This window comes from Streptomyces bungoensis, from assembly GCF_001514215.1.
Lineage (GTDB): Bacteria > Actinomycetota > Actinomycetes > Streptomycetales > Streptomycetaceae > Streptomyces > Streptomyces bungoensis.
Genome location: NZ_KQ948890.1, coordinates 1 through 9,884, shown reverse-complemented (window position 1 = coordinate 9,884; position 9,884 = coordinate 1). Strand labels below are relative to the sequence as shown.

The following is a 9,884-nucleotide window of genomic DNA, read 5'->3' as shown; positions in this document are numbered from 1 at the left end:
GGGCCCAGGAAGCGATCGACCTGTACAAGAAGGGCAAGCAGGCCTCCGAGGACGCGAAGGCCGCCTACTCCAAGCGCGTCGACGCCTACAAGGCGGACCTTGAGTCGGGCGCGAAGGATCCCGGCCCGGCCCCCGGCGACTTCCACGACCCCGGCGACGCCGCCGTGAACCGCGCCCAGGAGATCCTCCACGAGGCCCGTAAGCAGCGGAACTCGGCCGCCGGCAGCGCCGCGAAGGCCGTCGACACGGCCTTGGCCCACGCCCCGGCGGAACCGCCCCCGCTGACCCGGCTGAAGGTGGACGCGGCCGACGGCTGCAACGCCTTCAACACCGAGGCCGTTCACTTCGGCGCGGGCGCCGTCAAAGGCACGGCGGGCCTGTACGCCATGGTCCGCGGCGCCAACCCCCTCGCCCCCTACAACCTCACCCACCCCGCCGAAGCCCTGCAACACCAGGCCATGACCCTGGCCGGCCTGGTCTCCAGCGCCACACACCCCGAACGCACCCTGAAGCGGACCCTTCAGGACTTCGCCAGGGACCCGGCCGAGTTCGGCGGACGGCTGGCACCGCAGGTGCTGCTGACCGACGGACTGGGCCTGGAGGCCGGCGGGGTGCGGGCGGCGGCCGGGGAGAGGCTGGCGGCCGAGGACGCGGCGAAGGCGGCGGCGCAGCGGGAGGGAGCGGCGGCGGGCGAGGGCTCGGGCGTGAAATCCGCCCGGGAGACGGTGGCCGACGACCCACCGGCGACCTCCCACGACGAAGCCAGCAGGGAGAGCGGCGGCACCGACCCGATCGACCTCGCCACCGGCAAGATGTACCTGCCGCAGACGGATGTCGTACTGCCCGGGGTGCTCCCCCTGGTCCTGCGGCGGCGGGTGGAGTCCGGCTACCATCTGGGCCGCTGGTTCGGTCCGTCCTGGTCGTCCACGCTGGACCAGCGCCTCGAGATCGACGCGGAGGGAGTCGTCCTCGTCACCGAGGACGGCCTGCTCCTGGCCTACCCGCACCCGGCTCCCGGCCTGCCCACCCTGCCCAGCCACGGCCCGCGCCGCCCGCTGGCCAGGGTGGACGGCGGCTACAAGGTCACCGACCCGCAGACCCTGCGCACCTGGCACTTCGCCGACCGGGGCGACGACCTGGCGGTGCTGGAGCAGCTGGACGACCGCAACGGCAACTGGATCACGTTCGAGTACGACGCGGAGGGCACTCCCCTGGCCGTGGTGTCGAACACCGGCCAGGGCATCCGCATCACGACGGATTCCGGCCGTGTCACGGCCCTCCACCTGGCCGCCACCGGCGAGGAGCTGAAGCGCTACGGCTACACGGACGGCAACCTGACGGAGGTCGTCAACTCCTCCGGTCTCCCCCTCCGCTTCACGTACGACGAAGCGGGCCGGGTCACCTCCTGGACGGACACGAACGACCGCGGCTACACGTACGAGTACGACGGCAGGGACCGCTGCACGGCCGAGGGCGGCTCGGCGGGCCACATGGCCCTGCGCCTGACGTACGAGGACCCGGACCCGGAAACCGGCCTGCGGACGACGACCGCCACGACGGGCGAGGGCCACACCCGCCGCTACCTGGTCAACGACCTCTGGCAGGTGGTGGCGGCGACCGACGCCCTGGGCGCCACCACCCGCTTCCACCGCGACCGCTACCACCGCCTGCTGTCGCAGACCGACCCCCTGGGCCACACGACGACGTTCGCGTACGACGACGAGGGCAACCTCACGTCCGTCGTCCGCCCGGACGGCCGTGAGGCGAGAGCGGAGTACGACGCTCTCGGCCTGCCGGTGAAGGTGGTGAACCCGGACGGCACGGTGGTCCGCCAGACCTACGACGAGCGGGGCAACCGCACGTCGGTGACGGACCCGGCAGGCCGGACCACGCATTTCACGTACACGGAGGCGGGCCACCTCACCTCGGTGACCGACCCGCTCGGCAACACGACCCGGGTCGCCTGCGACCGCGCAGGCCTCCCGGTGGAGACGACGGACCCGCTGGGCGCGACAACCCGCCACGAACGCGACGCGCTGGGCCGCCCGGTGGCCGTCACCGATCCCACCGGCGCGACGACGAGGCTGGAGTGGTCGGTCGAGGGCCGGCTGACCCGCCGCACGGCCCCCGACGGCACGTCGGAGTCGTGGACGTACGACGGCGAGGGCAACTGCACCACTCACACCGACCCGATGGGCGGCGTCTCCCGCTTCGAGTACACCCACTTCGACCTGCTGACGGCCCGCACGGGCCCGGACGGCGTCCGCCACGAGTTCGACCACGACAGCGAACTCCGCCTGACCAAGGTCACGAACCCGCAGGGCCTGACGTGGACGTACGAGTACGACGCGGCAGGGCACCTGGTCACGGAGACGGACTTCGACGACCGCACACTGACGTACGCGTACGACCCCGCCGGCCGCCTCACGTCACGCAGAAACGTGCTCGGCGAGGTGGTCTCTTTCGAGCGCAACGAACTCGGGCAGGTGCTGCGCAAGGAAGCGGCAGGCCGGGTGACGACGTACGCGTACGACCTGACCGACCAGCTCGCCCGGGCCACAGGCCCGGACGGCACCGCCCTCACCCTCCTCCGCGACCGCTGCGGCCGCCTGCTCTCGGAGACGGTCGACGGCCGCACGGTCAGGTACGCCTACGACGAGCTGGGCCGCCGCACGGGCCGCACGACACCCACGGGTGCCACGACGACCTGGTCGTACGACGCCGCGGGCCGCCGCACCGGCATGGTGGCCTCGGGCCGGGCCATCGACTTCGGCTACGACGAGGCAGGCCGCGAACTCTCCCGCCACATCGGCGGGACGATCACGCTGGAGCACACCTTCGATCCCCTGGGCCGCCTGACGACCCAGTCGGTGACGGGGCCCGGCGACCGCACGGTGCAGCACCGGGCATACACCTACCGAGCCGACGGCAACCTGACCGGCATCGACGACCACCTGGCCGGCTCCCGCCGCTTCGACCTGGACGCTGCGGGCCGGGTGACGGCGGTCCACGCGGCCGGCTGGACGGAGCGGTACGCGTACGACGAGGCGGGCAACCAGACCCGGGCCGAGTGGCCGGCGAACCACCCGGGCGCGGAGGCGACGGGACAGCGGACCTACACGGGCACCCGCATCACCCGGGCGGGCGACGTCCGCTACGAACACGACGCCCTCGGCCGCATCACGCTCCGCCAGAAGACCCGTCTGTCCCGCAAGCCGGACACCTGGCGCTACGCATGGGACACCGAGGACCGCCTGACGGCGGTGACGACCCCGGACGGCACCCGCTGGCGCTACACCTACGACCCCCTGGGCCGCCGCACGGCGAAACTCCGCCTCGCACCGGACGGCGAAACGGTCGTGGAACGGGTCGACTTCACCTGGGACGGCACCACACTCTGCGAACAGACGACGACGTCCCCCGACCTCCCCCACCCGGTCACCCTCACCTGGGACCACCAGGGCCTGCGCCCGCTCGCCCAGACGGAACGCATCACAGCGGCCGACGCCCCGCAGCAGGAGATCGACTTCCGCTTCTTCGCCATCGTCACCGACCTGGTCGGCACCCCCAGCGAACTCATCGACGAACAGGGCGAGATCGCCTGGCACACCCGAAGCACTCTGTGGGGAACGACGGCGTGGGCGGCCAACAGCACGACCTACACGCCTCTGCGCTTTCCGGGGCAGTACTACGACTTTGAGACGGGGCTTCACTACAACTACTTCCGGCACTACGATCCGGAGACCGCTCGCTATCTGACTCCGGACCCTCTCGGTCTGACACCCGCTTCCAATCCCGCCACTTACGTCTCCAGCCCTCTGACGAATTCAGATTCACTCGGACTCGCACCCGACTATCCTCACGGAGATGAACCGCGAGGGACGTTTGACTTCAGAGAGCCCAACCCTGCCTATCCACCAAGTGAAGCAGCAACTCACGTCATGAGATCCGCACCGATCGGCGGAAACATAGACTGCTCGGAAATCGCGGAGTACATTATGCGTGAGACAGGCGGGGAGGGCAAAATAGTAAACTTCACTGTCCGCAATAGCCCCGAGATAGTGATCCCCGAAAGGATGGGTCAAGAGCTCGCCACTTACCGATACCACGACGTCTATACCGACGGAAGGTACGTTTACGATCCCGCGATGAGCAAGAATCCCATCCCATACGGTGACTATGAGCGGGCCATACGGCTGTCCAATCCAGGGAAGAAGCTGGTGGTCGGAGACGGAGGGTACTCCGGCCCGCTGTGGTAATGAGGAGATTGGGTATCTCATGTCGACTCGGAGCATGGACGCCATGCAAGCCCTCAGCAGGTTTGGGGAACTTGCGTGGTTCAAACTTCCCGCAGACTACAACCAAGTCTACGGCTACCATCAGGTGCCGTACATCGGATGGCGCTATACAGCCCCTCGGGAGGGCGTCGCGCAGTACATCGAGGACGCTGTAAGAGAAGTCCACACTCAAGTCGAGTGGGAACTCGACAGAAGCAGGAAGAATTGGATACTGCTGCCGAGTCGAATTTTGCGCGAAGCCAAGGGGCTAGAAAGCCCTGCTTTCGCGGACACGATCCAATCAATCAACGTTCACGACCAGGATTTCTGCCTCAAGGCACTTTCCGACCTTGAGCAGATCATCGCGCGCTTGCAGCAGCTGCCGATCCCTGAGAACTAGTTCTGGTTCGAACAGAAAAGGTCCGGGGCGATCCAGTCAAGAAGTGCGCATCACTCGCCTTGGTGGTGTTGAGACCACCCCTCTTCCGGTGCTCAGGACCAGCGACGACACCCCCCGCGAAGAGCAGGATGCACAGCATCGGCGACCGAGCCGACGAGGCATCCATCGCACGCACCAACGGGGGACACTCATGGACGAACCCTTCGCGCGCCGCCTGACCGGCGTCGCCGGCATCGCTGCCGCAGTCGCCTTCATCGTCGAAGTGCCGCTGTACTTCATCTACTCGGGCCCACCCCCGGACGCGAACGTGCTGGGCAGGCTGCTGATCGGGATCGTCGCCCTCGCCTGCCTGGTCGTGTTCGTGACCGCCTTGCGGGAACTGGTCAGGCGGGTGGCCCCAGCATACGAGTGGGCCGGTTCGATCGCCTGCTCCGCCGGGTTGGTCTACGCGACGATCACGCTGGTCTCCAGCGGTCTGGAGGCCGGCGCGGTCATCGCCACCGACCACCCGATCGATCCGACCATCACGGTCAGCGGCACCTACATCCTCTACGGATCGATCTCCCGCCTGATGCTGGCGCTGTTCCTGACCGCCGCGGGCTTCGTCGTCTCGCGCACGCACCTGCTGCCCCGCTGGACCGGCCGGTCGGCCTACGTCCTGGCGGGGATCAACCTCGCCTTCGTACCCTCCCTCTTCTTCGGCAACACGCCCGCACACTTCTACGCGGCCAACGGCTGGGGGACGACCGCCCTGATGGGGGCGATGCTCAGCTACTGGCTGCTGGCGTTCGGCATCTCCACCTACCGCAGTGGCACACGGCCCGCTCGGAAATCCCCTCGCGCCGTGACCGGAACGGGCTGAGACTCATTCCATGACGGACATGGGGGCGTTCCGGGAAACGGTCACCGCGTGGGCGGCGGGTGGCCCCGGCGAACCCGCGTACGAGCTGGCGGCACGGCTGTCCGTCCGGGCGGCCGTGCTGCTCGAAGGGCCGAGCGACGTCGCGGCGGTCGACGCGTTGGCGGAGAGGCACGGCCGGGACCTGGCGGCCGAGGGGATCTGCGTCCTGCCGATCGGCGGCGCGATGAGCGTCGGACGCTACGCGCGACTCCTCGGTTCACCCGGCCTTGGCCTCCGGCTCACGGGCCTGTGCGACGAGCGGGAGCGCCCCTACTACGCCCGCGCCTTCGAACAGGTCGGTGCGGCACAGCAGAGCTTCTTCGTCTGCGCGGCGGATCTGGAGGACGAACTCATCCGCGTGCTGGGCGTGGCACGGGTGCAGGAGCTCGTCCGGGCCGAAGGCGACCTGCGGGCCCTGCAGACCTTCCTGCGCCAGCCCGCACAGCAGGGCCGCGCCCCACAACAGCAGTTCAGGCGCTTCCTGGGCACGAAGAAGGGCCGCAAGATCCACTACGGCCGCGTCCTCGTCGAGGCCCTCGACCCCGACCGAGTGCCGGCACCGCTCGATGGCCTGCTCTCCAGCCTCTGAGCGATGACGAGGACCACCGCTGTGCGGGGCGCGCCTAGTCCGCGGCCGTGATGGCCTGGATCAAGCCCGGGAATCGCCGGTCCAGGTCCTCCTTGCGGAGGCGCATGTACAGCCCGTTCCCCGCGTCGCGCTGATAGACCAGGCCCGCCTCGCGCAGTACGCGCCAGTGCCGGGTGCGGCTGGACTTGCTCACCGGCAGCTCGAAGGAAGCGCACAGCCGCTCTTCGTCCGGCCGCTCGGCCAGTTCGGCCACGACCCGACGCCGGTTCGCGTCAGCCAGCGCCAGGAGGATGGGCCCCACTTCGAGCTCCTCGGCAGGAGGGTGCGCCAACTCGCCTGCGGTCATCACTTCACCCCTCGACAAGGTACGCCTTGTTGCGTACCTTCCTGTAGGTACGCAACAAGGCGTACCTTACCGTCACCGGGGGAGCCATGTCTGCATCCGCATCACCTCGTCGCCGAGTCCTGTCGCGCATCCTTTCGTCGCTGCGCAAGCTCCTGCGCAGCGAACACACGCCCTTCATGACCCTTTGACGACTCGAACCCGACCGCGATCTGTGCGACACCTCTGACGTGGCCGTCACAAGTGCCGCCTTGAGCGACCGTGAGTCGCACCACACGTATTTCCCCCGGTCGCCGAACCGGGCCGAAGGCTGCCAGCCCCAGTAGTCGGCGCACGCCCGGATCAGAGCCCAGCCCCGGCCCTCCTCCCCCATCTCGGCGACCTGGTCGAAGGTCGGCGGCGGTTCCGGGGGTGCGGGGTCGGTGTCCCAGGCCCCGATCCACACCACGCCCTCCCGGGTGCGGCGGACCCGCAGCGCGGCCGGCCCCTTGGTGTGGCGTACGGCGTTGGACACCAGCTCCGTGGCGAGGAGTTCCGCCGTGTCCACCAGCCCGATCAGGCCGTGCATCGTCAGGATCAGACGCAGGGTGCGGCGCGAGATCGTCACGGCTCTGAGGTCGTTGGGGATGTAGAGGGTGTAGTCCCAGGTTTCGAGCATGCCGAATGAACTCCGTTCAGTGACAGGGGGATTGGCGCACGGTGGCCTTGCCGCAACCGTCATGGGGCGACGGAGCGGTGCACTTCCGTTGCGTGTGCGACTCGTCACTGACGGTAGAGCATAAATTTTTCCCCCCGCAACCAGGTCGCGTAACCTGACGCCGAACGAGGCACGTCGTCAAGCCCGGGAGGGGCGCACATGGCGCCGAGGAGCCAACCCACGGCACGACAGGTACGCCTGGGTACGGAGCTACGCAGGCTCCGAGAAGCGGCCGGCTTGAAGGCTCGCGAGGTGGCGGGCCTGCTCAGTTCCACCTCGGCCCAGATGAGTCAGGTCGAAGCGGGCCTGGCGGGCGTGAGTGAAGAGCGACTACGACGGCTCGCTGCCCACTACGCCTGCGCCGACGAGCCCCTGATCGAGGCCCTGGTCGCGATGGCGACCGATCGCTCGCACGGGTGGTGGGAGCAGTACCGAGGCACTTTGCCACCGGTGTTCCTGGATGTCGCCGAGACCGAGTACCACGGCACGTACCTGCGCGAAGTGGTCACCAGCCACGTGCCTGGACTGCTTCAGACCGCGGACTACGCCCGTGCCGTCTTCGGCTACATGGTCCCGGAGTTGCCGGACAGCGAACTGGAGCCCCGGGTCGAGCACCGCATGAGGCGAAGGGTCGTACTTGATCGCGAGGCCTCCGTCCCCTACGAGACGATCGTCCACGAAGCCGCACTGCGCATCCTGGTGTCGGATCGCCGTACCGCCCATGCGCAACTCCTCGAGGTTTTGCGAGCAATCGAGGAGGGGCAGGTCACCGTGCGTGTCGTCCCGTTGGCGAGAGAGGGATTCGCCGGAGCAGGGATCGAGATGATGTACGTGGGCGGTCCGCTTCCACAGCTGGACACAGTGCTGCGCGACGCTCCCCACGGCACCGCCTTCATCGATGCCGAATCTCAACTGGCGCGGTTCCGGGCCCTGCTCAATAAGGTGGGAAAGGCAGCACTACCTCCCGTGGAATCGCGGGACTTCATCCACCGCATGACGAAGGAACTGTGAGGCGCCCGCATGACCCTGGCCATCCGCTGGCGGAAGTCGTCGTACTCGGGCGGAGGCGACGGCAACACCTGCGTCGAGATCGCGGAGCTGGACACCCACATATCCATCCGCGACTCCAAGGCCCCCGCCCGAGCCACCCTCACCTTCGTCCCCGAAGCCTTCACCCCCTTCCTCGAAGCGCTGAAGGTCATACCTACGGCCAACGACGGCTCAACCAAGTCGAGTTGAGTATCTGAGCCCATCTCCGTCACACCCTCGCACGGCGAGTATCGGTGCAGCGGCGCAGCCGATGAGCGCCGGAACGATCCCGCTGAGAGTCACGGAGAGTCTCATGTCCCGACGTATCGCCCTGTCCGCCGCCGCAGGTGTCGTCGTCCTCGGTGTCGCCGGTGCCCTCGCCTTCGCCTACGCCGGGGAGCAGCCTCCGGAGCTGGCCGGCAGTGCGGCCCGCTACACCGCTCCCGACGGTCACCGCGACGGCTCGCTGACCTTCGTCACCGATGTCGCGGCGTCCTCGGGGGTGAAGAGCGTGAAGGTGCTGGCGTGGCCCGAGAAGTCGTCCCTCGCCAAGAGGAAGTTGACGGCCGAGGACATGGCCGCCGCGGAGTCCGCCGTCTGCAAGGCTTCCGGGGACGTCACGGTGCACTGCACCTACACCACCAAGGTCACCGGTGCCGATGTCGAGTCGTCCCCACGCGGTGTCTGGCGCGTGACGGTCCTGGCCACCGCCCAGAACGGCACCACGACCTTGGACACCGAGGCGGCCGGCTTCACCGTCAGGTGACCCGGGCGCCGACCGTCACCGGACGCGGGCGTCGACTACTCTCGTCGGTTCCGACGATCTCGACCATAGGGGGGCCAGACCGTGCGCAGCGCCGTCGCGACGACCGAGGGTGACCGGATCCGCTGGGTGGAACTGCCCGGGCGGGAGCGCGCCCGCGTCTACGTGCACGGCCTGGGTGCCACGTCGCCCGCCTACTTCACGCAGACGGCGGTCCACCCGCTGCTGGCCGGTCACCGTTCCCTGTTGATCGACCTGCTCGGTCACGGCATCAGCGACCGCCCGACGGCGTTCGACTACACGCTGGAGGCCCACGCCGACGCCCTCGCGAGAGCCCTGACCTCTGCGGATGTCACCGGCGCGGAGCTGATCGCCCACAGCATGGGCGGGTCGGTGGCCATCGTCCTGGCGGCCCGGCACCCGCGCCTGGTGTCCCGCCTGGTCCTGGTCGACGCCAACCTGGACCCGCTTCCGCGCCGGCCGGGCTCCGGTGGCAGCAGCGGTATAGCCGCCTACTCCGAGGAGGAGTTCCTGGCGGGCGGCTGGCAGGAGGTCCGCGACCGGGTCGGTCCCCACTGGTGGTCCACCATGCGCCTGACCGGCCGTGAGGCGCTGTACCGCAGCGCGGTCCATCTCGTCCGGGGCACCACCCCCACCATGCGCGAACTGCTGATGGACCTGGAGATCCCCCGCACCTACCTGCTGCCCGAGGACGACGGTCCGCTCCCGGGCGCCGGCGCACTCGCCGGGGCCGGGGTGGCCGTCGTGTCGATCCCGGACTGCGGGCACAACATCATGCTGGACAACCCCGACGCCTTCGCCTGCGCCACTGCGGCCGCACTCCGTCGGGAGTGACGCCCTGCCGGCCTGAGTCGCGCCACCCGG

General features: G+C 68.9%; 9 protein-coding genes and 1 pseudogene. 8 read left to right on the top strand and 2 right to left on the bottom strand.

The genetic code is table 11. The features are described 5' to 3' along the window. The 4 genes from AQJ66_RS36425 to AQJ66_RS36410 form a co-directional block, all read left to right on the top strand. The coding region (locus AQJ66_RS36425; protein ID WP_061931208.1) for a putative T7SS-secreted protein at positions 1–4,259 on the top strand (4,259 nt) is incomplete at its 5' end. A 34-nt stretch (positions 4,260–4,293) separates the two neighbouring features. Further along, positions 4,294–4,677, top strand: a complete 384-nt coding sequence (locus AQJ66_RS36420; protein WP_159052709.1) for a hypothetical protein — start codon at positions 4,294–4,296, stop codon at positions 4,675–4,677. A gap of 190 nt (positions 4,678–4,867) precedes the next feature. Next, positions 4,868–5,539: a hypothetical protein gene (locus AQJ66_RS36415; protein ID WP_061931202.1), complete on the top strand. Its 672-nt coding sequence runs from the start codon at positions 4,868–4,870 to the stop codon at positions 5,537–5,539. A 10-nt stretch (positions 5,540–5,549) separates the two neighbouring features. Further along, positions 5,550–6,167 carry an ATP-dependent endonuclease gene (locus tag AQJ66_RS36410; RefSeq protein WP_061931199.1) on the top strand — a complete coding sequence of 206 codons (618 nt, stop codon included), beginning with the start codon at positions 5,550–5,552 and terminating at the stop codon, positions 6,165–6,167. 34 nt (positions 6,168–6,201) lie between these two features. Here the strand turns inward: AQJ66_RS36410 and AQJ66_RS36405 are convergent, their stop codons facing one another. Further along, a complete protein-coding gene (locus AQJ66_RS36405) occupies positions 6,202–6,513 on the bottom strand; it encodes an ArsR/SmtB family transcription factor (RefSeq protein ID WP_061931211.1) in 312 nt (103 codons plus the stop codon). Between the two features lie 262 nt (positions 6,514–6,775). Continuing rightward, a pseudogene (locus tag AQJ66_RS36400) lies at positions 6,776–7,168 on the bottom strand (ATP-binding protein); the annotation flags it as partial. Between the two features lie 198 nt (positions 7,169–7,366). On the opposite strand from AQJ66_RS36400, the gene AQJ66_RS36395 reads away from it, so the two are divergent. The 4 genes from AQJ66_RS36395 (at position 7,367) to AQJ66_RS36380 (ending at position 9,854) form a co-directional block, all read left to right on the top strand. Next, complete coding sequence (locus AQJ66_RS36395; RefSeq protein ID WP_061931195.1) at positions 7,367–8,218, top strand: helix-turn-helix domain-containing protein; 852 nt, start codon at positions 7,367–7,369, stop codon at positions 8,216–8,218. Positions 8,219–8,227: 9 nt separating this feature from the next. Beyond that, the gene (locus AQJ66_RS36390) at positions 8,228–8,446 is read left to right on the top strand and encodes a DUF397 domain-containing protein (protein WP_061931192.1); all 219 of its coding nucleotides are present in this window, start codon (positions 8,228–8,230) and stop codon (positions 8,444–8,446) included. 103 nt (positions 8,447–8,549) lie between these two features. Next, a complete protein-coding gene (locus AQJ66_RS36385; protein ID WP_061931189.1) occupies positions 8,550–9,002 on the top strand; it encodes a DUF5707 domain-containing protein in 453 nt (150 codons plus the stop codon). An 81-nt stretch (positions 9,003–9,083) separates the two neighbouring features. Further along, complete coding sequence (locus tag AQJ66_RS36380) at positions 9,084–9,854, top strand: alpha/beta fold hydrolase (protein WP_061931186.1); 771 nt, start codon at positions 9,084–9,086, stop codon at positions 9,852–9,854. Positions 9,855–9,884: the final 30 nt, after the last annotated feature.